At 68.8% G+C, this 23,887-nt stretch carries 23 protein-coding genes and 1 tRNA gene; 12 read left to right on the top strand and 12 right to left on the bottom strand.

All coding sequences use genetic code 11. From position 1 onward, the window contains the following. Nucleotides 1-366: 366 nt before the first annotated feature. The 9 genes from dnaA to ACSURM_RS18680 all read left to right on the top strand — a co-directional run bounded on the left by dnaA (nt 367) and on the right by ACSURM_RS18680 (nt 13,236). Nucleotides 367-2,265: a chromosomal replication initiator protein DnaA gene (gene dnaA / locus ACSURM_RS18720; RefSeq protein WP_436956469.1), complete on the top strand. Its 1,899-nt coding sequence runs from the start codon at nt 367-369 to the stop codon at nt 2,263-2,265. A 998-nt stretch (nt 2,266-3,263) separates the two neighbouring features. Further along, nucleotides 3,264-4,394, top strand: a complete 1,131-nt coding sequence (gene dnaN / locus ACSURM_RS18715; RefSeq protein WP_030615171.1) for a DNA polymerase III subunit beta — start codon at nt 3,264-3,266, stop codon at nt 4,392-4,394. A gap of 239 nt (nt 4,395-4,633) precedes the next feature. Continuing rightward, nucleotides 4,634-5,509, top strand: a complete 876-nt coding sequence (gnd, locus tag ACSURM_RS18710) for a phosphogluconate dehydrogenase (NAD(+)-dependent, decarboxylating) (RefSeq protein WP_359041241.1) — start codon at nt 4,634-4,636, stop codon at nt 5,507-5,509. A gap of 35 nt (nt 5,510-5,544) precedes the next feature. Continuing rightward, nucleotides 5,545-6,666, top strand: coding sequence for a DNA replication/repair protein RecF (recF, locus tag ACSURM_RS18705; protein WP_436956467.1), 1,122 nt, complete (start codon nt 5,545-5,547; stop codon nt 6,664-6,666). Then, nucleotides 6,663-7,223 (top strand): DUF721 domain-containing protein, encoded by a 561-nt coding sequence (locus tag ACSURM_RS18700; protein WP_436956465.1) that lies wholly within the window; start codon nt 6,663-6,665, stop codon nt 7,221-7,223. The genes recF and ACSURM_RS18700 overlap by 4 nt, the downstream gene beginning before the upstream one ends. 374 nt (nt 7,224-7,597) lie before the next feature. Beyond that, nucleotides 7,598-9,679: a DNA topoisomerase (ATP-hydrolyzing) subunit B gene (gene gyrB, locus ACSURM_RS18695; RefSeq protein ID WP_436956463.1), complete on the top strand. Its 2,082-nt coding sequence runs from the start codon at nt 7,598-7,600 to the stop codon at nt 9,677-9,679. A 42-nt stretch (nt 9,680-9,721) separates the two neighbouring features. Continuing rightward, complete coding sequence (gyrA, locus tag ACSURM_RS18690) at nt 9,722-12,316, top strand: DNA gyrase subunit A (RefSeq protein WP_436956461.1); 2,595 nt, start codon at nt 9,722-9,724, stop codon at nt 12,314-12,316. A gap of 17 nt (nt 12,317-12,333) precedes the next feature. Next, complete coding sequence (locus ACSURM_RS18685) at nt 12,334-13,047, top strand: DUF3566 domain-containing protein (protein WP_436956459.1); 714 nt, start codon at nt 12,334-12,336, stop codon at nt 13,045-13,047. A 112-nt stretch (nt 13,048-13,159) separates the two neighbouring features. Next, a tRNA-Ile gene (locus tag ACSURM_RS18680) sits at nt 13,160-13,236 on the top strand. A 68-nt stretch (nt 13,237-13,304) separates the two neighbouring features. Here ACSURM_RS18680 and ACSURM_RS18675 read toward each other — a convergent pair. From ACSURM_RS18675 to ACSURM_RS18630, 10 genes are all read right to left on the bottom strand, one after another. After that, nucleotides 13,305-14,462 carry a tyrosine-type recombinase/integrase gene (locus tag ACSURM_RS18675; RefSeq protein WP_436956457.1) on the bottom strand — a complete coding sequence of 386 codons (1,158 nt, stop codon included), beginning with the start codon at nt 14,460-14,462 and terminating at the stop codon, nt 13,305-13,307. Further along, on the bottom strand, nt 14,462-14,638 hold the full coding sequence (locus ACSURM_RS18670) for a helix-turn-helix domain-containing protein (protein ID WP_358263668.1): 177 nt from the start codon (nt 14,636-14,638) through the stop codon (nt 14,462-14,464). The genes ACSURM_RS18675 and ACSURM_RS18670 overlap by 1 nt, the downstream gene beginning before the upstream one ends. Continuing rightward, complete coding sequence (locus ACSURM_RS18665; RefSeq protein ID WP_436961134.1) at nt 14,631-15,929, bottom strand: replication initiator; 1,299 nt, start codon at nt 15,927-15,929, stop codon at nt 14,631-14,633. Before ACSURM_RS18665 ends, ACSURM_RS18670 begins: the two co-directional genes overlap by 8 nt. Nucleotides 15,930-16,070: 141 nt before the next feature. Further along, complete coding sequence (locus ACSURM_RS18660; RefSeq protein WP_436956455.1) at nt 16,071-16,316, bottom strand: SpdD protein; 246 nt, start codon at nt 16,314-16,316, stop codon at nt 16,071-16,073. Between the two features lie 25 nt (nt 16,317-16,341). Then, nucleotides 16,342-16,536, bottom strand: coding sequence for a hypothetical protein (locus ACSURM_RS18655; protein ID WP_436956453.1), 195 nt, complete (start codon nt 16,534-16,536; stop codon nt 16,342-16,344). Nucleotides 16,537-16,552: 16 nt separating this feature from the next. Beyond that, entirely contained in the window at nt 16,553-16,744 is a 192-nt protein-coding gene (locus ACSURM_RS18650) for a mobile element transfer protein (protein ID WP_436956451.1), read from the bottom strand. A gap of 11 nt (nt 16,745-16,755) precedes the next feature. After that, nucleotides 16,756-17,367: a DUF2637 domain-containing protein gene (locus tag ACSURM_RS18645; RefSeq protein ID WP_436956449.1), complete on the bottom strand. Its 612-nt coding sequence runs from the start codon at nt 17,365-17,367 to the stop codon at nt 16,756-16,758. Between the two features lie 34 nt (nt 17,368-17,401). After that, nucleotides 17,402-18,778: an FtsK/SpoIIIE domain-containing protein gene (locus tag ACSURM_RS18640; RefSeq protein ID WP_436956448.1), complete on the bottom strand. Its 1,377-nt coding sequence runs from the start codon at nt 18,776-18,778 to the stop codon at nt 17,402-17,404. Next, nucleotides 18,778-19,134, bottom strand: a complete 357-nt coding sequence (locus ACSURM_RS18635) for an SCO3933 family regulatory protein (RefSeq protein ID WP_030642755.1) — start codon at nt 19,132-19,134, stop codon at nt 18,778-18,780. Before ACSURM_RS18635 ends, ACSURM_RS18640 begins: the two co-directional genes overlap by 1 nt. 167 nt (nt 19,135-19,301) lie before the next feature. Beyond that, nucleotides 19,302-20,090, bottom strand: a complete 789-nt coding sequence (locus tag ACSURM_RS18630) for a GntR family transcriptional regulator (RefSeq protein WP_346162028.1) — start codon at nt 20,088-20,090, stop codon at nt 19,302-19,304. Nucleotides 20,091-20,199: 109 nt separating this feature from the next. Between ACSURM_RS18630 and ACSURM_RS18625 the strand changes: the two genes are divergently transcribed. Genes ACSURM_RS18625 through ACSURM_RS18615 form a run of 3 tightly spaced genes read left to right on the top strand, consistent with a single transcriptional unit; the run spans nt 20,200 to nt 21,459 of the window. After that, nucleotides 20,200-20,607 (top strand): NUDIX hydrolase, encoded by a 408-nt coding sequence (locus ACSURM_RS18625; RefSeq protein ID WP_030642758.1) that lies wholly within the window; start codon nt 20,200-20,202, stop codon nt 20,605-20,607. Between the two features lie 46 nt (nt 20,608-20,653). Further along, a complete protein-coding gene (locus tag ACSURM_RS18620; RefSeq protein WP_436956447.1) occupies nt 20,654-21,082 on the top strand; it encodes an ATP-binding protein in 429 nt (142 codons plus the stop codon). Continuing rightward, nucleotides 21,076-21,459, top strand: coding sequence for a hypothetical protein (locus tag ACSURM_RS18615; RefSeq protein ID WP_436956445.1), 384 nt, complete (start codon nt 21,076-21,078; stop codon nt 21,457-21,459). The genes ACSURM_RS18620 and ACSURM_RS18615 overlap by 7 nt, the downstream gene beginning before the upstream one ends. Before the next feature lie 376 nt (nt 21,460-21,835). Here the strand turns inward: ACSURM_RS18615 and ACSURM_RS18610 are convergent, their stop codons facing one another. Both ACSURM_RS18610 and ACSURM_RS18605 read right to left on the bottom strand, forming a co-directional pair. Continuing rightward, nucleotides 21,836-22,891 (bottom strand): ImmA/IrrE family metallo-endopeptidase, encoded by a 1,056-nt coding sequence (locus tag ACSURM_RS18610; protein WP_346162025.1) that lies wholly within the window; start codon nt 22,889-22,891, stop codon nt 21,836-21,838. After that, nucleotides 22,888-23,556, bottom strand: coding sequence for a hypothetical protein (locus ACSURM_RS18605; protein WP_436956443.1), 669 nt, complete (start codon nt 23,554-23,556; stop codon nt 22,888-22,890). Before ACSURM_RS18605 ends, ACSURM_RS18610 begins: the two co-directional genes overlap by 4 nt. Nucleotides 23,557-23,887: the final 331 nt, after the last annotated feature.

Raw genomic sequence — 23,887 nt, 5'->3', positions numbered from 1 at the left:
GGCTCCAGAAAATCGGTAGTGGCGGGGTGCCGTCCTGGCTGTCACCGTGCGCCCACGAGTAGCTCGCGTCACGCCCGAGTGCACCGCTTCCCGATCACCTGACGTGACCTGTGCCCATCGGAGGCAGGCGGCAGCAGCCATCGACAACTCGACCTGGTTACGGTACGCGGGGCCGAGCCGTCCGGTCAAACCGAGGGTCGGCGGGGGACACTGTCCACAGGCTGGGGACAACAACTTGAACCGTACCCGCCGCGCTGACTACCGTGGCTGGACTCCGATTCGTTCCCTTATCCCCGCCCGACCCGATTTTCATCCCGACCCGTCCCCGAACCACACGTTCGTGGGACCTGTGAGAGAGCGTGCCCTGTGGCTGACGTACCTGCCGATCTTGCCGCAGTGTGGCCGCGAGTACTGGAACAGCTGCTCGGCGAGGGCCGCGGTCAGGGCGTGGAGACCAAGGACGAGCACTGGATCCGGCGCTGCCAGCCGCTCGCGCTGGTCGCGGACACCGCCCTTCTCGCGGTGCCGAACGAATTCGCGAAGGGCGTGCTGGAGGGGCGCCTGGCGCCCGTCGTCAGCGAGACCCTGAGCCGGGAGTGCGGACGTCCGATCCGGATCGCGATCACCGTGGACGACTCCGCGGGCGAACCCCCGCCGCCTCCTATCCAGCAGCCGGCGAAGCCGCGCTACGAGGAGCCGGAGCTGCCCTCGGGGCCGTACGAGGGGTACGGCCGGTCCCGCGGCGGGGAGCAGCCGGGCGGCGAGCAGCACTCCGAGCAGCACCCGCCCGCCCGCGACCAGCTCCCCACGGTCCGCCCGGTCTACCCGTCCGAGTACCAGCGGCCCGAGCCCGGCGCCTGGCCGCGTCCCGGGCAGGACGACTACGCCTGGCAGCAGCCCCGGCTCGGCTTCCCCGAGCGGGACCCGTACGCCTCGCCGTCCTCCCAGGACGGCTACGGCTCCGGTGCGGACGCGTACGGCGCGCCGTCCCAGGACTACCGTCCACAGGGCATGGACCGGCCGCCGTACGAGCAGCAGCGCGGCGAGTACGACTCCGGGCGGGGCGAGTACGACCCGTCCCGGACCGAGTACGACCAGCGCGACCCGGTCCGCCGTGAGCTGCCCGATCCGGCCGCGCACCGCGGCGGCCCCGGCCGTCCGGACGGGCCCTCCACCGGCGCCCCCGGCCCGCTGGCCGCGCAGCCGGCGCCCGCGAGCGGCCCCGGCGAGCCGACCGCGCGGCTGAACCCCAAGTACCTGTTCGACACGTTCGTGATCGGCGCCTCCAACCGCTTCGCGCACGCGGCGGCGGTCGCGGTCGCCGAGGCGCCGGCGAAGGCGTACAACCCGCTGTTCATCTACGGGGAGTCCGGGCTCGGCAAAACCCATCTGCTGCACGCCATCGGGCACTACGCGCGCAGCCTGTACCCGGGCACACGCGTGCGGTACGTCAGCTCGGAGGAGTTCACCAACGAGTTCATCAACTCCATCCGCGACGGCAAGGGCGACAGCTTCCGCAAGCGCTACCGCGAGATGGACATCCTGCTCGTCGACGACATCCAGTTCCTCGCGGACAAGGAGTCGACGCAGGAGGAGTTCTTCCACACCTTCAACACCCTCCACAACGCCAACAAGCAGATCGTGCTCTCCAGCGACCGGCCGCCCAAGCAGTTGGTCACGCTGGAGGACCGGCTGCGCAACCGCTTCGAGTGGGGCCTGATCACCGACGTCCAGCCGCCCGAGCTGGAGACGCGGATCGCGATCCTGCGCAAGAAGGCGGTCCAGGAGCAGCTGAACGCGCCGCCGGAGGTGCTGGAGTTCATCGCCTCCCGGATCTCGCGGAACATCCGTGAGCTGGAGGGCGCGCTGATCCGGGTGACGGCGTTCGCGTCGCTCAACCGGCAGCCGGTGGACCTGGGCCTGACCGAGATCGTCCTGAAGGACCTCATCCCCGGCGGCGAGGACAGCGCGCCGGAGATCACCGCGACGGCGATCATGGGGGCCACCGCGGACTACTTCGGGCTGACGGTGGAGGACCTGTGCGGCACCTCGCGCGGGCGCGCGCTGGTGACCGCGCGGCAGATCGCGATGTACCTGTGCCGCGAGCTGACGGACCTGTCGCTGCCGAAGATCGGCGCGCAGTTCGGCGGCCGGGACCACACCACCGTGATGCACGCCGACCGGAAGATCCGCGCGCTGATGGCCGAGCGGCGCTCGATCTACAACCAGGTCACCGAGCTGACCAACCGCATCAAGAACGGCTGAGCGGGCCGTACGCGGGCGCGGAGGGCGCCCCGGGGCACACCACTGCCTCCGGGGCGCCCTTCGCCGTTCCGGGCCCGTACGGCCCACGGGAGGCCGACGGCCTCCCGCACGCGGCCGACGACGAGCCAGGCCCCTGCGGGGGCCTCCGGCACCCCCCTCGCGACTCCCCAGACGCCCTCAGCGGGGGCCCGCGGCGCCGCATACGGCGCCGCGGGCCGTTTCCTCCCCGTCATCCCTTGTTCGATTACCTGCCTGGTTACGGCCTTCCTCCACAGATTCGGCGACTTTCTTCCGTCCACAGACTGGGGACCGCGAAGTTGTCCCGAACTCCGTCCACAGGGAGGCTGGCCCTGGGGGATCCGCCCAGCTCACGGGCCTGTGGATTCGTGGACGAACGATCTCCACAGACTGTGGATAACTACCTTGTCCCCAGGCCGGGTGTCGCGTTTTCCACCGGTACCCCACAGGCTGGGGGCGGTTGTCCCCAGCAAACCCGGGCTTCTCCACATGGCTGTCCACTGTTCGGCAACCCGACGCCCCCGCTCACCGCGTCGAGTGAAAGGCGTCACAGGAAGCTGCCGGATTGGGTTGTGGGAAACCTGGGTATTCCTGGGGACACAGCTGGGGAGAACTGCCCTCAGCCTGTGGGCGGTGTGTGCAGAACTTTCCGTTCTCCACAGAGAGCCCAGGTTGTCCACTGCCTCCACCCACAGGGTCGGTGGATAAAAAACCCGTGCTGAGCTGGGCAAACGTGGTTATCCACCGTATCCACAGGCCCTACTACTACTCCCGACTAGAGAGAGCTCGGCAATCGTTTTGAAGCGGGGGCTGTGCACAACTCGCCCTCTCGCGCCCGGCTGCCGCCCGGACCGACTTGACCCCGACGGGCACCTACTGTCAGTGCCGTGCGTCAGACTGGTCCCCGGTGTCCTTCCCGTCCCAGGCGGCGGTGACACCGAGTCGGAGGACTCAGTAGCAACAGCAGGAGGCGGCTTACGGTGAAGATCCGGGTGGAACGCGACGTACTCGCGGAGGCAGTGGCCTGGGCGGCACGCAGCCTCCCGGCCCGTCCGCCGGCGCCTGTCCTCGCCGGCCTGCTGCTCAAGGCCGAGGACGGCCAGCTGAGTCTGTCGAGCTTCGACTACGAGGTCTCCGCGCGGGTGAACGTCGAGGCGGAGGTCGAGGAGGAGGGCACCGTCCTGGTGTCCGGCCGGCTGCTCGCCGACATCTCCCGCGCCCTCCCCAACCGGCCGGTGGAGATTTCCACAGACGGTGTACGGGCGACCGTGGTCTGCGGCACCTCCCGGTTCACCCTCCACACCCTGCCCGTGGAGGAGTACCCGGCCCTGCCGCAGATGCCGAACGCGACCGGCACCGTCCCCGGCGAGGTCTTCGCCGCGGCCGTCTCCCAGGTGGCCATCGCCGCCGGCCGGGACGACACGCTGCCGGTGCTCACCGGTGTGCGCATCGAGATCGAGGGCGACACGGTCACCCTGGCCTCCACCGACCGCTACCGCTTCGCGGTCCGCGAGTTCCTGTGGAAGCCGGAGAACCCGGACGCCTCCGCGGTCGCCCTGGTCCCGGCCAAGACGCTGCTGGACACCGCCAAGTCGCTGGGCGCCGGGGACAGCGTCACGCTGGCGCTGGCCGGGGCCGGTGCCGGTGAGGGCCTGATCGGTTTCGAGGGCGCCGGGCGGCGTACGACCACGCGTCTGCTGGAGGGCGACCTGCCCAAGTACCGGACGCTGTTCCCGACCGAGTTCAACTCCGTCGCCGTGATCGAGACCGCGCCGTTCGTGGAGGCGGTCAAGCGCGTGGCCCTGGTCGCCGAGCGGAACACCCCGGTGCGGCTGAGCTTCGAGCAGGGCGTGCTGATCCTGGAGGCCGGCTCCAGCGACGACGCACAGGCTGTGGAAAGGGTCGACGCCCAGCTGGAGGGCGACGACATCTCGATCGCCTTCAACCCGACGTTCCTGCTGGACGGCCTGAGCGCGATCGACTCGCCGGTGGCGCAGCTGTCGTTCACCACGTCCACGAAGCCGGCGCTGCTCAGCGGGAAGCCGGCGGTGGACGCGGAGGCCGACGACGCGTACAAGTACCTGATCATGCCGGTCCGGCTCAGCGGCTGACGTTTTCCACAGGTGTGCACGGAGCCGGGCGTCCCTGTGGATGCCCGGCACCGCGCCCGGGCGGGTGCCGCGGCCCCGCGCGCGGGGCGGACCACGACCGCTCGTGGTCCCGTTTTCGCAGGTCAGCGCGGGTCTCGCATGAGCGCGTATGCCCACAGCTGTGCGTGAGCGTCCGGGTTTAGGCTCGGCTCGGCACCTCGGTGCCTCTCACGCACACAGCGACCTAAGGAACACAACTGATGGAGCTCGGTCTCGTCGGCCTCGGCAAGATGGGCGGCAACATGCGCGAGCGGATCCGCCGCGCGGGCCACACCGTCATCGGGTACGACCGCAACGCGGACGTCGCGGATGTCCACAGCCTGGAAGAGCTTGTGGGCAAGCTCAGCGGCCCGCGCGTGGTCTGGGTGATGGTCCCGGCGGGCGAGCCCACCCAGTCGACCATCGACCGGCTCGCCGAGCTGCTGGAGCCCGGTGACGTGGTCGTGGACGGCGGGAACTCCCGCTGGACCGACGACGAGCGGCACGCCGAGGAGCTGGCCGCCAAGGGCATAGGCTTCGTCGACTGCGGTGTCTCCGGTGGCGTGTGGGGCCTGGAGAACGGGTACGCGCTGATGTACGGCGGCGACGCGGAGAACGTCGCCAAGGTGCAGCCGGTCTTCGACGCCCTGAAGCCGGAGGGCGACTTCGGCTCGGTGCACGCGGGCAAGGTCGGCGCGGGCCACTTCGCGAAGATGGTCCACAACGGCATCGAGTACGCCATGATGCAGGCCTACGCCGAGGGCTGGGAACTGCTGGAGAAGGTCGACTCCGTGGAGAACGTCCGCGAGGTCTTCCGCTCCTGGCAGGAGGGCACGGTCATCCGGTCCTGGCTGCTGGACCTCGCGGTCAACGCCCTCGACGAGGACGAGCACCTGGAGGCCCTGCGCGGGTACGCACAGGACTCCGGTGAGGGACGCTGGACGGTGGAGGCGGCCATCGACAACGCCGTGCCGCTGCCGGCGATCACCGCCTCGCTGTTCGCGCGGTTCGCCTCCCGGCAGGAGGACTCGCCGCAGATGAAGATGATCGCCGCGCTGCGCAACCAGTTCGGCGGCCACGCCGTAGAGAAGAAGTAAGCCGCAGCACAAGCAGGGAGGTCGGCGGGACGACCATGCACGTCACGCATCTTTCGCTGGCCGACTTCCGCTCGTACGCCCGGGCCGAGGTCCCGCTCGACCCGGGCGTCACCGCCTTCGTCGGACCCAACGGGCAGGGCAAGACCAACCTGGTGGAGGCGGTCGGCTACCTGGCCACGCTCGGCAGCCACCGGGTCGCCTCCGACGCGCCGCTGGTGCGCATGGGCGCCGAGCGAGCGATCGTCCGGGCCCAGGTCCGCCAGGGCGACCGGCAGCAGCTGATCGAGCTGGAGCTGAACCCGGGCAGGGCCAACCGCGCCCGCGTCAACCGGTCCTCGCAGGTCAGACCGCGGGACATGCTGGGGATCGTACGGACCGTGCTGTTCGCGCCCGAGGACCTCGCCCTCGTCAAGGGCGACCCGGGTGAGCGGCGGCGGTTCCTCGACGAACTGGTCACCGCGCGGTCCCCGCGGATGGCGGGCGTGCGCTCCGACTACGAGCGGGTGCTCAAGCAGCGCAACACCCTGCTGAAGTCGGCCGCCCTCGCGCGCCGGCACGGTGGGCGCTCCATGGATCTGTCCACGCTCGACGTGTGGGACCAGCATCTGGCGCGCGCGGGCGCCGAGGTGCTCGTCCAGCGGCTCGACCTGATCGCGGCGCTCCAGCCGCTGGCCGACAAGGCGTACGAACAGCTGGCCCCGGGCGGCGGTCCGGTGGCGCTGGAGTACAAGCCGTCGGCGCCGGGCGAGGCCCACAGCCGCGAGGAACTGTACGAGCAGCTGATGGCGGCCCTCGCCGAGGCGCGCAAGCAGGAGATCGAGCGGGGCGTCACCCTCGTCGGCCCGCACCGGGACGAGCTGCTGCTGAAACTCGGGCAGCTGCCCGCCAAGGGCTACGCCTCGCACGGCGAGTCCTGGTCCTACGCCCTCGCCCTCCGGCTGGCCTCCTACGACCTGCTGCGCGCGGAGGGCAACGAGCCGGTGCTGATCCTGGACGACGTCTTCGCGGAGCTGGACGCCCGCCGCCGGGAACGGCTGGCGGAACTGGTCGCCCCCGGCGAGCAGGTGCTGGTCACCGCCGCCGTGGACGACGACGTACCCCATGTGCTGGCCGGCGCCCGGTACGCGGTGGCCGGCGGGACGGTGGAGCGCGTATGAGCACCGAGGACCCGGCAGCGGGCACCCCTCGAGCGGCGCGGGCCCCGGGCCCGAAGGAGCCCTCCGGTGTCGACCTCGCGCGCGTGGCGTTGCGCGCCGCGAAGGAGCAGGCACGCGCGCGTGGCGACGCGGCACGGCAGAAGAAGCAGGCCCGGCGCGGCGGCGGCCTGCGCTCCGGGGCCCGCGCCGACGGACGCGACCCGCTGAAGCTGGGGTCGGCGATCAACCGGCTGATCACCGAGCGCGGCTGGGAGACGCCCGCCGCGGTGGGCGGGGTGATGGGCCGCTGGCCGCAGATCGTCGGCGAGGACCTGGCCAAGCACTGCGTGCCGCAGCGGTACGACGAGGACGAGCGGGTGCTGGTCGTGGCCTGCGACTCCACGGCCTGGGCGACCCAGCTGCGGCACCTCGCGCCCGCGCTGGTGGCCCGGCTGAACCAGGATCTCGGGCAGGGCAGCGTACGGATGATCAAGGTGCTCAACCCGGGCGGCCCGGCCCGCCGCTACGGCCCGCTGCGGGCGCCGGGCAGCACCGGACCCGGCGATACGTACGGGTGACGTACCTCACGTCCGTGCGGGCGCGGGGGAAGGCCGTCGTGGCCGTACGAGGCGGCGGCGGCCGGGCCCGGACCGTCGCCCGACCGCCTTCTGACCCGCCAGTAGCCACGGGTTGACGACGCGAAGCGCTGAGTGCCGCTGTGAGCCCCTTGGAGCCCCCATCCGTATATCGGGACCCGGCCGAGACCGGTTCAGGGCGGCACATGGGAGCTCAGGTGCCCGCAAACCCCCATCGATGTCAGTGCTACCGGTAGACTGGAAGACAATCCCGCCCCAACGTGGGGACCGCCCGGGAAAAGCTGAGCAACGCTGATCAAGGCTTACCAACGCAACATGCCGCAGCCGCTCCGGCAACCTGCCGACGAGCCCGGCTCGTGCTGTGCCAGAAAGGGCGCTTCGTGGCCGATTCCGGCAACCCCAACGAGAACATCCCGTCCACCGACGCCGGCGTGAACGGCGAGGCCACCGAGTCCGGCGCGGCCTCAGCCTCGTACGACGCCAGCGCCATCACCGTGCTCGAAGGGCTGGACGCGGTCCGCAAGCGGCCCGGCATGTACATCGGCTCCACGGGCGAGCGCGGTCTGCACCACCTGGTGTACGAGGTCGTCGACAACTCGGTCGACGAGGCGCTGGCCGGCTACGCGGACACCATCGACGTCACGATCCTCGCCGACGGCGGTGTGCGCGTCGTGGACAACGGCCGTGGCATCCCCGTGGGCATCGTGCCCTCCGAGGGCAAGCCGGCCGTCGAGGTCGTGCTGACCGTGCTGCACGCGGGCGGCAAGTTCGGCGGCGGCGGCTACGCCGTCTCCGGCGGTCTGCACGGTGTGGGCGTGTCCGTGGTGAACGCGCTGTCCACGAAGGTCGCCGTCGAGGTCAGGACCGACGGCCACCGCTGGACGCAGGACTACAAGATGGGCGTGCCGACGGCCCCGCTGGCCAAGCACGAGGCGATCGAGGCGACCGGCACGTCGGTCACCTTCTGGGCCGACCCGGAGATCTTCGAGACCACCGAGTACTCCTTCGAGACGCTGTCCCGGCGTTTCCAGGAGATGGCGTTCCTCAACAAGGGCCTGACGATCCGGCTCACCGACGAGCGCGAGTCGGCCAAGGCCACCAGCGGCGCGGACGAGGCGGGCGCCGACGAGAAGGCCGAGGTCAAGACCGTCACGTACCACTACGAGGGCGGCATCGTCGACTTCGTGAAGTACCTCAACTCCCGCAAGGGGGACGCGGTGCACCCGACGGTCGTCTCGCTGGAGGCCGAGGACAAGGACAAGAGCCTGTCCCTCGAGGTCGCCATGCAGTGGAACAGCGGCTACAGCGAGGGCGTGTACTCCTTCGCGAACATCATCCACACCCACGAGGGCGGCACCCACGAAGAGGGCTTCCGCGCGGCGCTGACCAGCCTGATCAACAAGTACGCGCGCGACAAGAAGCTGCTGCGCGAGAAGGACGACAACCTCACCGGCGACGACATCCGCGAGGGCCTGACCGCGATCATCTCGGTCAAGCTGAGCGAGCCGCAGTTCGAGGGCCAGACCAAGACCAAGCTGGGCAACACGGAGGCCAAGACCTTCGTGCAGAAGGCGGTCTACGAACACCTCAACGACTGGCTGGACCGCAACCCGGTCGAGGCCGCGGACATCATCCGCAAGGGCATCCAGGCGGCCACCGCGCGCGTGGCGGCCCGCAAGGCGCGCGACCTGACCCGCCGCAAGGGCCTGCTGGAGACGGCGTCGCTGCCGGGCAAGCTGGCCGACTGCCAGTCCAACGACCCGGCCAAGTGCGAGATCTTCATCGTCGAGGGTGACTCCGCCGGCGGCTCGGCCAAGTCCGGCCGGAACCCGCAGTACCAGGCGATCCTCCCGATCCGCGGCAAGATCCTGAACGTGGAGAAGGCGCGGATCGACAAGATCCTGCAGAACCAGGAGATCCAGGCGCTGATCTCGGCCTTCGGCACGGGTGTGCACGAGGACTTCGACATCGAGAAGCTCCGCTATCACAAGATCATCCTGATGGCGGACGCCGACGTCGACGGCCAGCACATCAGCACCCTGCTGCTGACCTTCCTGTTCCGCTTCATGCGGCCGCTGGTCGAGGCCGGGCACGTGTACCTGTCCCGCCCGCCGCTGTACAAGATCAAGTGGGGCCGGGACGACGTGGAGTACGCCTACTCGGACCGCGAGCGCGACGCGCTGATCGAGATGGGCCGCCAGCGCGGCAAGCGCATCCGCGAGGACTCCATCCAGCGCTTCAAGGGTCTCGGCGAGATGAACGCCGAGGAGCTGCGCGTGACCACCATGGACCAGGAGCACCGGGTCCTCGGCCAGGTCACCCTCGACGACGCCGCCCAGGCCGACGACCTGTTCTCGGTCCTCATGGGCGAGGACGTGGAGGCCCGCCGCCAGTTCATCCAGCGCAACGCCAAGGACGTCCGCTTCCTCGACATCTGAGTCGGTCTCAGCTGACCGCACCAGGAAGGATCTTCACCAGCAATGGCCGACGAGAACACTCCCGTCACCCCGGAAGAGGGCGGCGAACTCGCGATGCGTGTCGAGCCCGTCGGGCTCGAGACGGAGATGCAGCGCTCGTACCTCGACTACGCGATGTCCGTCATCGTCTCCCGCGCGCTGCCGGACGTCCGGGACGGTCTCAAGCCCGTCCACCGCCGTGTGCTGTACGCGATGTACGACGGCGGCTACCGCCCCGAGCGCGGCTTCTACAAGTGCGCCCGCGTCGTCGGCGACGTCATGGGCAACTACCACCCGCACGGCGACTCCTCGATCTACGACGCCCTGGTGCGCCTCGCCCAGCCGTGGTCGATGCGGATGCCGCTGGTGGACTCCAACGGCAACTTCGGCTCCCCGGGCAACGACCCGGCGGCGGCCATGCGCTACACCGAGTGCAAGATGGCGCCGCTGTCGATGGAGATGGTCCGCGACATCGACGAGGAGACCGTCGACTTCACGGACAACTACGACGGCCGCTCCCAGGAGCCGACCGTCCTGCCGGCCCGCTTCCCGAATCTGCTGATCAACGGTTCGGCCGGGATCGCGGTCGGCATGGCCACCAACATCCCGCCGCACAACCTGCGCGAGGTCGCGGCCGGCGCCCAGTGGTACCTGGAGAACCCGGACGTCTCCCACGAGGAGCTGCTGGACGCGCTCATGGAGCGCATCAAGGGCCCGGACTTCCCGACCGGGGCCCTGGTCGTGGGCCGCAAGGGCATCGAGGAGGCGTACCGCACCGGGCGCGGCTCCATCACGATGCGCGCGGTGGTCGAGGTCGAGGAGATCCAGGGCCGTCAGTGCCTGGTGGTCACCGAGCTGCCGTACCAGGTGAACCCGGACAACCTCGCGCAGAAGATCGCCGACCTGGTGAAGGACGGCAAGATCGGCGGCATCGCGGACGTCCGCGACGAGACGTCGTCCCGCACCGGCCAGCGCCTGGTGATCGTCCTGAAGCGGGACGCGGTCGCCAAGGTCGTGCTGAACAACCTGTACAAGCACACCGACCTGCAGACGAACTTCGGCGCCAACATGCTGGCACTGGTGGACGGCGTGCCGCGCACGCTGTCGCTGGACGCGTTCATCCGGCACTGGGTGACGCACCAGATCGAGGTCATCGTCCGCCGGACCAGGTTCCGGCTGCGCAAGGCCGAGGAGCGGGCGCACATCCTGCGCGGTCTGCTCAAGGCCCTGGACGCCATCGACGAGGTCATCGCGCTGATCCGGCGCAGCGAGACGGTCGAGATCGCGCGCGGCGGCCTGATGGACCTGCTGGAGATCGACGAGATCCAGGCCAACGCGATCCTGGAGATGCAGCTGCGGCGCCTGGCGGCCCTGGAGCGGCAGAAGATCGTCCAGGAGCACGACGAGCTCCAGGCCAAGATCAACGAGTACAACGAGATCCTGGCCTCGCCGGTCCGCCAGCGCGGGATCGTCAGCGAGGAGCTGGCCGCGATCGTCGAGAAGTTCGGCGACGACCGCCAGACCAAGCTGATCCCGTACGAGGGCGACATGTCCATCGAGGACCTGATCGCCGAGGAGGACATCGTCGTCACCGTCACGCGCGGCGGTTACGTCAAGCGGACGAAGACGGACGACTACCGGGCGCAGAAGCGCGGCGGCAAGGGCGTGCGCGGCACGAAGCTGAAGGAAGACGACATCGTCGACCACTTCTTCGTCTCCACCACGCACCACTGGCTGCTGTTCTTCACCAACAAGGGCCGGGTGTACCGGGCGAAGGCGTACGAGCTGCCCGAGGCCGGCCGGGACGCGCGCGGCCAGCACGTGGCGAACCTGCTGGCCTTCCAGCCGGACGAGGCGATCGCGGAGATCCTGGCGATCCGGGACTACGAGGCGGCGCCGTACCTGGTGCTGGCGACCAAGTCCGGTCTGGTCAAGAAGACGCCACTGAAGGATTACGATTCGCCCCGCTCCGGCGGTGTCATCGCGATCAACCTGCGTGAGCGCGAGGACGGCGGCGACGACGAGCTGATCGGTGCCGAGCTGGTCTCCGCCGACGACGATCTGCTGCTGATCAGCAAGAAGGCGCAGTCGATCAGGTTCACCGCTTCGGACGAGTCCCTGCGCCCGATGGGCCGCGCCACCTCCGGTGTCAAGGGCATGAGTTTCCGCGAGGGCGACGAGCTTCTCTCGATGAATGTCGTCCGACCCGGTACGTTCGTGTTCACTGCCACCGACGGTGGGTACGCGAAGCGGACCGCCGTCGACGAGTACCGCGTCCAGGGCCGCGGCGGCCTCGGCATCAAGGCCGCCAAGATCGTGGAGGACCGCGGTTCGCTCGTCGGCGCGCTGATTGTCGAGGAGCACGACGAGATCCTCGCGATCACCCTCTCCGGCGGTGTGATTCGTACGCGAGTCAGCGAGGTCAGGGAGACGGGCCGTGACACCATGGGCGTCCAACTGATCAACCTGGGCAAGCGCGATGCCGTGGTCGGTATCGCACGTAACGCCGAGGCCGGGCGCGAGGCGGAGGAAGTCGACGGCGACGTGGCCGTGGACGAGACCGCCGAGGATGCCGCGACCACCGGCACGGACGAGGGTGAGGCACCCTCGGCCGAGTAGCACGAGGAGTGAGTCACGTGAGCGGAGCCACGGGCGCCGGATCGGCCGGTACCTCCACGGGTACGGAAACGGACGGCGGCGGCCGTGGCTCCGCCGCGCGTGCGGCAAGTGCGAGCGACCCGCACACGACCAACCTGAAGCCGGTGAAGGGGTCCGAGGCGGACTCCTCCCGTACGTCTGGATCCCAGGGGGGAACGGTGACGGACACCCGAGGCCCGGCCGGCGAGGCACGGACGGCGTCGCCGCTGCCCGGCGAGCGGCACCCGGAGCAGCCCGCGGGCCCGTACCACCCGCCGCAGGCCTACCCGGCGCAGGGCGCGGTCCGCAAGCCGCGCACGGGGACGCGGCCGACGGCGCCGCGCACGCGCAAGGCGCGGCTGCGGGTGGCCAAGGCCGACCCGTGGTCGGTGATGAAGGTCAGCTTCCTGCTCTCCATCGCCTTCGGCATCTGCACGATCGTCGCCTCGGCGGTGCTGTGGATGGTGATGGACGCGATGGGCGTCTTCTCGACGGTCGGCGGCACGATCTCGGAGGCGACCGGCTCCAACGAGGCCAACGGCTTCGACCTCCAGGCGTTCCTTTCCCTTCCGCACGTCCTGACGTTCACGTCGGTCATCGCGGTCATCGACGTGGTCCTGGCGACCGCGCTGGCGACCCTCGGCGCGTTCATCTACAACCTCTCCGCCGGCTTCGTGGGCGGCATCGAGCTGACCCTCGCGGAGGACGAGTGACGCGCCGACCAGCGGCGTCCTGACGGTCCCCCGACAACCGATTTTGGGACTGACGGTGTCGTGCGCTAATCTTCAGGAGTCAGCGCGCGGGACACACACCGCAAGGCGCGGCGGGGCTATAGCTCAGTTGGTTAGAGCGCATCCCTGATAAGGATGAGGCCACAGGTTCAAATCCTGTTAGCCCCACCAGCGAGAAGACCCCCGGTCCATTGGGCCGGGGGTCTTTTGACACCCATGCTTGACACCAACAGCGGCGTTCAGCCGATGAGCGGGTCCTCCAGCAGTTCGGCGAGCATCGCGACGGCTTCCCGCTCACTGTCGCCGGCCACGTGGGTGTAGACGTCCATGGTCATGCTGATCTGGCTGTGCCGAAGGATCGCCTGGGCGACCTTGGGGTGCACCTTCAGGAAGGCGAGCAGAGTGCCGCAGGTGTGCCGGGCGAGCCGGACCGTGATGCGGCGGACGCCGGCGCGCTTCACGAGGCGGTCGAAGGTGCGGGAGAAGCCGACCGGATCCGTCAGCCCGCCGTGCTCGGACGAGAAGATCACGTCATGGTCCGCTTCCTGGTGCCAGTGATCACCGGCGATCTTCCGTTCCAGTTCCTGAAGCTCGCGGCGTTCCTCCAGAGCCCGGGCGCAGAACTCCGGGAGAGGCAGGGTGGCCTGTGACGACTCGGTCTTCAGGTCCTTCAGGATCAGGCCCACGCCCTTCTTCCGCTGGACCTGCTTGACCGGCGTGAACTGGCGGGCGTCGAAGTCGATGTCCTGCCAGCGCAGACCCAGCAGCTCACTCCGCCGAAGACCCAGGACGAGCACCAGGACCCAGGCCGCGTAGAAGCGGTGAGCGCGGGCCGAACGGAGGAAGGTGATGGCCTCCGGGGCGTTCCAGGCGGTGCCCTTGTCCTTACTGACCTTGGGCATGTCGACCAATAGCGCGACGTTCCTGGTCAGGATCTCTTCCTTGATCGCACGGTTCAGGGCGTTCCGGAGCGTACGAAGCACCTCGAACCGGGTGGGCGCGGGAATCTCCTGCCGGGTCAGCGTGGCCATGAAGGCTCGCACCTGTGCGGCCGACAGGCGAGCGAGCGGCTTTTTCCCCAGGTGTGGACGAATGTAGAGACGAACCTTGGACTCGTACTTGTCGTAGGTGTTGTCCTCCCGATTCGGTCGCACGATGTGCTCGATCCAGTAGTCCAGCCATTCGCCGACCGACCAGGCGCGGGAAGGAACCGGGATGCCGTGACGCTCCTGGTCCTGGAGCTTGCCGAGCTTTTCGTTCGCTTCGTCCCAGGTGGCGCCGTAGACGGTCTTGCGGACGCGATTGCCGTCGGTGTCGGTGACGTACGCGCGTCCCATGTAGCGACCATCCGCCCGCTTGGAGATCGTGCCGCCGCCGTTGGGCCGCCTCCTGGCCATCAGGCAGCCTCCCCCATCTGCCGGCGGATGAAGGAGCGGACGGCGTCATGCGGGATGCGTCGGCAGCCGTCGACCTTGATCGAGGCCAGCCGGTTCGTTCGGATGAGGTCGTAGACCTTGGTACGACCGACTTTCAGCTGTGCCGCGACCTCGGGCACGGTCAGCAGTTCAGCCATGAGTCGGTTCTCCTTCCGTTCCGGGAGCGGGTTCGAGGGATGCGGCAAGCCAGGCTTCGGTGTCGGTCAGGCCGGTGCCGGCGAAGACCCAGTGGGCGAGGACGTACGTCGTGTCTGCCGGGCGTTCGTCGGTTGCTGCCTGGGCGCGGCGCCATGCGGCGCGGGCGTCGCGGAGGGCGCCGAGGGTGGTGGAGTAGCGGCGGGACTTGGTGGAGAAGTGGCCGCGGAATCCGAGCATGTGGGCCCAGGCGCGCAGGCGGAGGTGGTCCAGGTCCTTGCGGGCGCCGAGGGTCCAGGCGGTGCGGATGAGGCGGCGGGCGTGGTCGCTGATGTCGAGCTGGGCGAGTTCGGCGGCGAACTTGAGCGGCCGGTCGAGGGCGCCCGTCGCGGTCTCGGCGCCCTTGGTGGCGTACTTGGCGATGTACGCCGCCACGGCCCGCTCGGTCAGCTCCTGGCCGTCGTTGAAGTCGGCGGAGCGGATGGTGCGTACGTCGAGCTGGCGGCCGAAGGTGAAGGTGTGGGCGCGGCCGTCGATGATCGGGCCGTCGACCCGGGCTTTGATGGCTGCTGCCTGGATGGCGTCGGTGAGAAGTTCGGCCGTTGCCCAGGGCGGGGGCGGGGTGTCCGCGCCGCCGGGGCCGTCGAGGCGGATGACCGCGTGGAAGTGGACGGCTCCACGCTTCTGGTACTCGGCGACCTTGGCGAAGGACACGCGGGCGTGGTCGCGGAACTGGCGCTGTGACAGGCCCGCGCGCTTGGCGACTTCCCGGCGGAGGTGGATGGAGAAGCGGCGCCAGAGCTGTCCGGCGTGGGCATTCCAGAGCACGGCCGCTTCGTAGTCGTAGGTGTCCGGGGCGAGTGGGGTGCCGAGTGTGGTGTCGTCCTGGTCGTGGTGGGTGCCGCAGCGGCAGGGGCGGCCGTCGGTGCGGCGGTTGTGGACCGGGCCGAAGCCGGGGGCGGTGAAGGTGGCGAAGACGCGGGGGTGTGCGGCGACGTGTTCCGGGGTGCCTTTGCCGCCGCGCAGTCCGGCGGTGATGAGGTGGAAGGTGTCGCGGCGGTAGACCTCGGCGCAGGCTGGGCAGCGGGTGGTGCGGCGGTTGTTGCAGCGGACGAGGAGTTGGCCGGCCGGGAGGGTGGTCGAGTCGAGGTAGTGGAGGACGCGGCCGATCTCTCCGGTGGTGGTGTCGATGTCGTACTCGGTGCGGTGGCCGTCGAGGCGGATCGGGTGGGTGCAGCCGCCGAGCCCGGAGAGCTGCCGCAGGATGCCCGGCAGGTTGCCGTTTTCGGCCAGCCTCGCGAGTTCCGGGAGCGGGGGCGGGGTGGTGCGGGTGAAGATGGCGGTCTCCTTCTGACTGGATCGGTCAGGGGTGATGGGCCCGGGGCGGCCGGATGCTTGGCCGTGTCGCGGCCGTCCCGGGTGCGGTCGGACGGGTCAGCGCCGGTGCTGCTCGCGAAGCAGGGAGCGCAGGACGACGGTGGCGACTGCCACGGAGATGGCCGTGACGGCGACGGCGGCCAGGAGCGCGGTGAGGACGACTCCGCCGACGAGCAGGGCCACGACCGTCTTCTGATCGACGGGAAGGGACGCGAGGCCGCGTCGGGCGGGCGCCGGATCGGTGGGCGCTTGGGTGTGGGCGGACGGCGGGGTCGGGTTCTCCGGGTACTTGGGCAGGAACACGGCTTGGCCTTCCTTATCTACTCGTCTAGTCATGTGAGCCGTTTACGACGCCGACGCCGGACCGTGTGCCGGACTCGATGGCGGGGGCGAGGAAGGTGTGCGAGAGCCAGAAACCGAACAGCGCGATGAGGACGACGATCCAGGGGCGGACGCCGAGGAACTTGATCGCTCCCCAGGTGAAGAACCCGAGGATGAGGACGAGCGGCAGGCTGACGGTCACGGTGGTCCGGGTCCTTTCAGCGGACGGGGCAGCGGTGGGTTCGGGCGGCCAGTTCGGCGGCGGCGCGGCTGTCGTAGTCGGCGGAGAAGCCGCAGCGCGGGGCGGTGCAGGCGGCGGTGTGCTTCTCGCGACCCTGGTTGTCGTAGGAGGTGCCGACCTGGACGGGGCCGATGCGGGTGACGTTGCGGAAGCTGCGGTTGGCGGACACGCGGTCTCCTCTCAGAGGTGGGTGGCGATGGCTTCGGCCATCGGTGCGGGGACGCCGAGGCGGGCGCGGAGGGTCGGGGTATCGATGGGGGCGCCGGTGCGGGCGTGGTGCTCGGCGGCGACCTTGCGGGCGTGGTCGACCAGGGCGGACGGGACGGGGATGGGTGCCGGTCGCGCCGGTGTCTCGATGGAGGGTTGTTCGGGGGCGGTTTCGGGCTCGTCCACCTGGTCCTCGGTGACTTCCGCGTCGGTGTCCGGCTTGGGTGCGGAGTGGGCGAGGAGGGTCCCGCCGAGGAAGGCGATGGCGGGCCAGCCCGCGACGAGGATGCGCAGCCAGGCGGGGACGTTGCCGAGGTCGAGGAGGCCGGCGGTGGCGACGTTGGCGCCGAGGGATGCGGCGAGGGCGATGACGAACCAGCACCAGGCCGCGGCTTTGGCGTTGCCGGAGCGCAGTCGACGCCAGGCGGCCACGAGCAGCAGATCGACGGAGACGGGATAGGCCCACGCTTTCCATCCGTCCTGTCCGGCCGCCACGGCGACATCGTGGAGGTGGGCGAAGGACAGCGCGGCGGCGATGAGCGCCTGGACGAGCACCGCGTCGACGCGGGCCAGGTGGGCGCACATGATGCGGCTCCTTCCGGAGTCGGGCGGGGGTAGGTCAGTCGGTTACCGGGTGGGGCAGGACGACCGGGGCCGCGTGCTCGACCGGTCGCTCGGGCATGTCGGGGCGGAAGGGCTCCAGCGCGGGCAGGTCGGGCACCAGTCCGGCGGACGCGCGGCAGGTCTCGGCGGCCTCGGTGAGGGAGAGGTACGGCGTGCGGATGCGGGACCAGCCGCCGGAGGTGTCACCAGCCACGGCGAGGCCGGGCCGTTCAGGGGCGATGGAGCAGGCGGCAATGACCGCTTCGGGGGCGATGTCGCCGAGGGCCATCTTGGCGGAGGCTTCGTCATTGACGCGGTGGCAGACGCGGCCGGTGAGCTGGGCGCGGAGCATGGTGGCGCCCTTGCCTAGTTCGGCGCCGAAGCGCTGCCCGCAGACCTCCAGGTACATGCCGGCGGCGCGGCCGAGCTGGGCGAGCCGGATGAGCTGGGTGACCATCTCGTCCCGGCGTTCCTCGTCCTTCTTCGTGGCGACGAGGAAGAGTTCGGCCACCTCGTCCACGAACAGCACGACGGGTACGGGGCGCTCGTGCTCGGGCAGGCCCCAGATGTCAGAGGTGATCTCCTCATCCGGAGTGCCGGGGGCGATGCCCTGCCGGGCCTTGATCAGGTCGTATCGGTCCTCCATTTCCTTGACCAGTACGGGCAGCAGTTCGGCCGCCTGTTCCGGGTCGGTGGCCAGCGCGGAGAGCCGGGGTGCGAAGGGGGCCAGTTCGACGCCCCGCTTGCAGTCGATACCGACCAGGGCGACCGGCTGAGGGGCCAAGCCGGCGAGGAGGTGGCGCAGGTACATGGACTTGCCGGACAGGGTGGCGCCGAGGGTGAGCTGGTGGGGGATGGTGCGGTAGTCGCGTACGAACGGCGTGGCGTCTTCGCGCAGGGCGACCGGCACTTTGAGGAAGCCACCCGGGACCTTGCGCGGCATGCGGACCCGCCGTAAGACGTCGTAACCGACGAGGCGCAGCTCGATGACACCCGGCTTGACCGGGGTGACGTAGACGGCGTGGACGCCCCAGGCGTGCCGCAGCCGTTCGGCCGAGGCGGCGAAGTCGGCGGGTTCCTGGCCAGGAGCCAGGCGGAGGCGTATCCGCAGCCCGGTCGTGGTGGGCCGGAGCAGGCCCCGGCGAGGCGGTACGGGCCGCACCTCACGCCGGGTCATGGCCCTGGCGGCGAGCACCCGGAGCCGGGAGGGCGCCACGGCGAGGCCACATGCCTCCATCACCGAGCCGTACGTGCTGAGCAGCCGGACCGTGGACACCGGGAGGCCGACCGTGGACCAGTACGCCGCCGGGTGTTTGGCCCGGGCGTAGGCGGCCCCGCCGCCGAGCGCGGCGACAGGACCACCCACTTCCAGAAGCGTCGTCAGGTCGGACATCAGGCAGCGGCCCCGGTGACGGCCGGGAAGGCAGCGGGGGTGACGGCGGCGGCGCGGTAGGCGATGCCGTGGCGCTGCTGGCCGTTGAAGACGGACTCCCACGGCCGGGCGACCAGGCCCGGCAGCGAGACCGGTGCGCCCAGGGTCAGTCCCTCGGAGATGCCGCCCTCCGGGACGGTGACCTTGATCAGCGAGGACTCGCCGTCCTCGATGTAGACGACGCCGATGGTCATCAGCGCCTCACCGCTGTTGGCGTCCTTGGCGATCTCGCCGGTCTGCCGGTCGCGGACCTTCGGTTCGGGAGCCTCGGTGAGCAGGATCGTCGCTCCGGAAGTCTCCACGCGGATGGTGCGCAAGACACACTCCTATCTACTCGTCTATACAAGATGGGCCCTGCGAACCCCTTGATCGGGATCGCGAAATCACCTTGCCACACAACTCGCCCACTCGTCTATACGAGTAAGCGTGTTGGAGTGTACGAGTTCGGGAGAACGTCCCCGCGCACCACCGCAAATCGTGACGATCAGGTCGCCGGAAGCTGGTACGAGAGGACGTACGCGTCCGCCGCCATCACCGTGTCGCAGACCTCCACGGCCCGCCCTTCGGTGTCGAAGGCGGTCCGGACGAGATGGATGACCGGAACGCCGGCGGCCAGCCGCAGCGTCTTCACCTCGGCGGGCGAGGGCATCCGGGCGCGGATCTCCTCGTCGAAGTGGTCGAGGCGGTGGCCCAGCTCCTCCAGGCGGGCGTAGATGCCGCCGGGGCCGGGGTTGGGTTCGGCGATGGGGGTTCCGCGGGCGATGTCGAGCGGGAGATATGAGGTGGCGAACTCGACCGGCCGCCCGTCGAGCAGGTACCGGCGCCGTCGGGCCAGGACTCGCCGCACGGAGCCGAGCCGGGTGGAGATGTCCTGGCTGGCCTTCTCCTCCTTGACCTCCAGGCTGTCGACCTGGGGGTGGCCGCCGGCCGCGTCGGCCTCCACGATGAACGCGGACTTGCCCTGTTCCCGGTGACGGCGGGCGAAGCGGTCGGAGGCGAGGCGCCTGACGGGCGGTCGTGGCCGTACGAAGACGCCCCGGCCGTGCTCGGCGTGAACCAGGCCCTCGCCCTGGAGGATGGAGAAGGCGTTGCGGACCGTCATCCGGGACACACCGAAGTGGTCGACAAGGTCGGCTTCGGAGGGCAGCTTCTCGCCCTCGCGGAATCGCCCACGGTCGATGGCCTCGCGCAGCTGGTCGGCGATCTGCCGGAAGACCGCACGATCGCTCGTGGGGTCGAGATCACCGAGGAGGCCCGAAGAAAGAGGGCTCACGTGAGTACTCCTTTAGGTATCTAGACGAGTGGGCGAGTGCTGTTGCTACGGTGGAGAGCCTAGCCAGCCGAGAGGGCCGAGGAACGTGAGCACTGAACGCCCGCACTCCGTGAGCGTCGCCGGGGTCGTCGTGGACGACCAGGGCCGGGCCCTCCTGATCCAGCGCCGGGACAACGGTCACTGGGAGCCGCCGGGCGGTGTCCTCGAACGCGAGGAGACCATCCCGGAAGCCCTCCAGCGGGAAGTCCTCGAAGAGACCGGCATCAAGATCGCCCTTCCGGCGACCCTGACCGGCGTCTACAAGAACATGAAGGGCCTGATCGTCTCGCTGGTCTTCCGCTGCGAAGCCGCCGACGGTGTGCCCACCACCGGTGACGAGACCCGCGCACTGCGCTGGGCCACCCGCGAAGAGGTCACCGAGCTTGCCGACGAGGCGTACGCGATACGCGTGCTCGACGCACTCGACGCTACGACCCCGCCGGCCGTTCGCGCCCACGACGGCGTGAAACTCGTCTAGCCCGAACCCGCTGCACATGGCGGCCTACCAGCACGAAGGAACTTGTATGCACGAGTATACGAGTACAGCCCGGGTCTGGGGGCTGAGTTGCCCAGGATTCCCGGAAGAAGTGAGCCGGGCCCGCCGCTGGACCCGGGACATCCTGCGCGACTCTCCTCTGGCCGACGACGCCGAGCTGATCGTGAGCGAGCTGAGCACCAACGCGATCCGCCACACGGCCAGCGGCTGGGAGCCCGGCACCTTCCACCTGGCCGTCGCGGTCTCGGCTCAGGTGGTCGCGGTCTCAGTCACGGACGACGGCGGCGCGGCCACGGCCCCGAAGGTCGAGCACCAGGACCACGACGCCGAACGCGGCCGGGGCCTGGGCATGGTCAGCGCCATCGCCCACCGGGTGGTCGTCCACGACACCGACCAGGGCCACACGGTCACCGCCGAGCTGTACGCCGACGCACGGCTGGGAGGCCGACGATGCTGATGCAGCTGCCTCGGTGGGGGTTCTGGTGCGAGTGCTGGACGGAGAGCCTGACCGAGCAGGGGCCGCCGGCGCTGGTGGCATCGTTCGACGCCTACTCCGCCCCACAGGCGGACCGTTGGGTAGCGATCGCCCTCGAAACGATCTCCTCGGCACTGGACGCGGACGCCTCCAGTGCAGCGTGGGAGTGGATGTATGACGGCCGGATCGACACCCGACGAGCCCTGCTGCGGGCCGAGCCCTGCACGGTGTCCCTGACCGACGCCGGCACCCGCATCACCTGGACCATCCAGCCCGTGCTCTTCCTGCCCCTCGCACACCGCCAAGAGACCGAACTCCCGGCATGCGCGCACGACTTCACGCCCCGCCCTGAGGAGTGAGTTACAACTTTCTCTACTGGTTCAAGGCGGCTCGCTCCGCTCACCGCGCGCGGCCCGGCCCCCGGCCGGGCCTGCGCTCCTGTCTCCGCCCCGCTCCAGCCCGGCCGGCGCCCGTGCCGCGCGCTGAGCAGTCAGCCGCCTGACGTCAGAGAAGGGGTACGTCGTGGCTGGGGCGGTCGGCTCCACGGCTTTAGGCAGCCACTTTGGCGCGAGCCTCGCAGATCATGGCCCCAACGTCGTGCTTTACCGGGCAGGTCCACTACCTGCCCGACGCGCCGGAAGCTTACGGGGCCATGATCACTCGCGCCAAAGCAGCTCCAGCCCAAAGCCGCTCCGCCGACCTTGCGTGCGGAGCGGCCAGGGTTTCGCGTGGGTGCTACGGAACAAGCCGTAGTCTTCTGCGACTTGGCGTCACAACCTCGTTCTCCAGATCTTCCTCTAGCATTCCTACGACCTGTGAAAGCTCGTGTACCGAGTAGTCGTGCTCTTCGATGTGGATCCGGAGCATCTCTTTGTAGATCTGGGGAATTTCCCGCTCGATCGGAGCTGGTTCACTGACTAGATACCCTGCCTTGTTCATGTACGCATGCAGGCTGCGAGAACGTGCCTGAGTGATGATTCCCAGATGTTCGGCCCTGATGATGAGGGACTGCATCGGCACCCGCCAATACGGCTTTAGGGCGGCAGCTCTCCGAACATCGATTCCGCTCAGGTCTTTAGCGATCTCGGCGGCAGGCATCAGAAGTTCTTCTGCGAAGGAATCAGCTTCCTTTTCAGCGGTTTCACGAGGGAGGTCTCCTTCGTGCATAACCATATGTCCGATCTCATGCGCGAGAACAAATCGTTGCCTCTCTGGGCTCAGCCCTTCGTTTAGCACGAATAGGGGGCCGGAACCCGGGTGCCATACGCTGATAGCGTTGATACGGTGGGTTTCGAAGTCGCGCAGAAGGACAGTGCCACCTGCCGCCTCTACGATGTTCACGAGATTTGGAACCGGCCCCATTGGCAAGCGCCAGGCAGCACGAACACGGCGTGCCGCTTCGGCCGCCGTGCCAACCTCGTCAATGTCGATGTGCGGGATTTTGAGGGATGTATCAACTGCGATGCCATCACTCAGACGTACCAGCCTCATGCGAAGCAAGTTCACACGAGCTTGGATCTTACGCAGAGTCCTTTGGGAAAGGCTCTGTTGCTTACGGTGAAAGAAGCTTGCGCTTCCGAAGCCGTAAACTTCCTCTTGCCAAGTGAGTAGTTCAGGCGTCACCCGCAACACCTTTGCTACTTGAGGCACATCCGCCTCAGGCAAGGGGCGCACCCCAGTCTCAGCTTTACTGAGAGTGGACTGCGCCAACCCGGTAGCCTTAGCAAGATCTTGTTGCGTAAGACCCTGCGCCTCCCGCGCCAGCACTAGCATGCGCGGATTGATCGTCATTTGTTCTCGCTTGTCTCCTCTGCCGGCGTCTTTCGCGTGCTGCGAATGACAGGCCTCGGCCCGTCCCCCGAGGTCGTAGGCATCGGAATGGTGATTCCGCCCTGACCGATGTCCGGGATGATTTCAATGGGCGCCCATAGGTGCTCGCCATTCATGGTACACGTGATTGCGAGCTTTTCGAAGTCAAGCTCAAAGCTATCCAAGAGGTAACCGGCGACGAGGTGTGTCATCGGTTCAACCTGTTCGGAGAACTCCAGCATTTGCGCTTGGTAGGCGATTGCCTGGGCCGTTGCGATGCTGCTGGTCTTGAGTCGACGACCTTGGAACTTCTTGAAGCGGATAGCGACTTGGTCCCTGATCTGAATCACTAGGAACCCGCGATCTTTCCGGACCTTGACGTGTTCGACTCCAAGGAACTGCTGCGTTGCCTCAGCCGCTATGAAGTCGTACAGGACGTTAGCTCGCGAGCGAGCGGAAACGTCAGCCGGTGATCCTTCGAGCTTCTTGACCCACTCCTGCCACCGGTCCCACGCGCTGCGGAAGCACTGGTCGAACTGGTGCTGGTAGGGCTCAAGGAGCCGCACACACGAAGCCCTGTCCATGGGCGATCCGTTTGCCACGCGCGACAGCATGGCAGGTTGCAGAATGCCCGTCAAATATTCCACTCCTGATTCCATAGGGGTGTTGGTCGAACGTGTGTGCGGTTCTAGGGTCCTACTGTGTGGCTTCGGTGTCTACAGGGGCTTCCAGTGCAAGCGGCATGGCCTACTGCTGCTGGTACCTCGGAAGCGAGGCTGGCCACCGCCTCGGTCGGTTACATGCGGACTGGCCAGACCAAGAGCCGCCTTGTGACGGACTGAGCTGTCAAGAGGGCGCCTGGTGGTTGACACCAACGCCTGACACCAACAGCACCGGACAGCGACGGTCGGCGCCGGACCCCAGCGGGTTGTCAGCCGAGGGCCACGGCCGATGGAGCAAGGTCACCGACCGCCCATG

It is taken from the genome of Streptomyces sp. SudanB182_2057 (genome assembly GCF_964272715.1).
GTDB classification, from domain to species: Bacteria; Actinomycetota; Actinomycetes; order Streptomycetales; family Streptomycetaceae; genus Streptomyces; species Streptomyces rubradiris.
The sequence above is the reverse complement of the archived record's forward strand: the minus strand, read 5'-3'. Positions and strand labels throughout refer to the sequence as shown.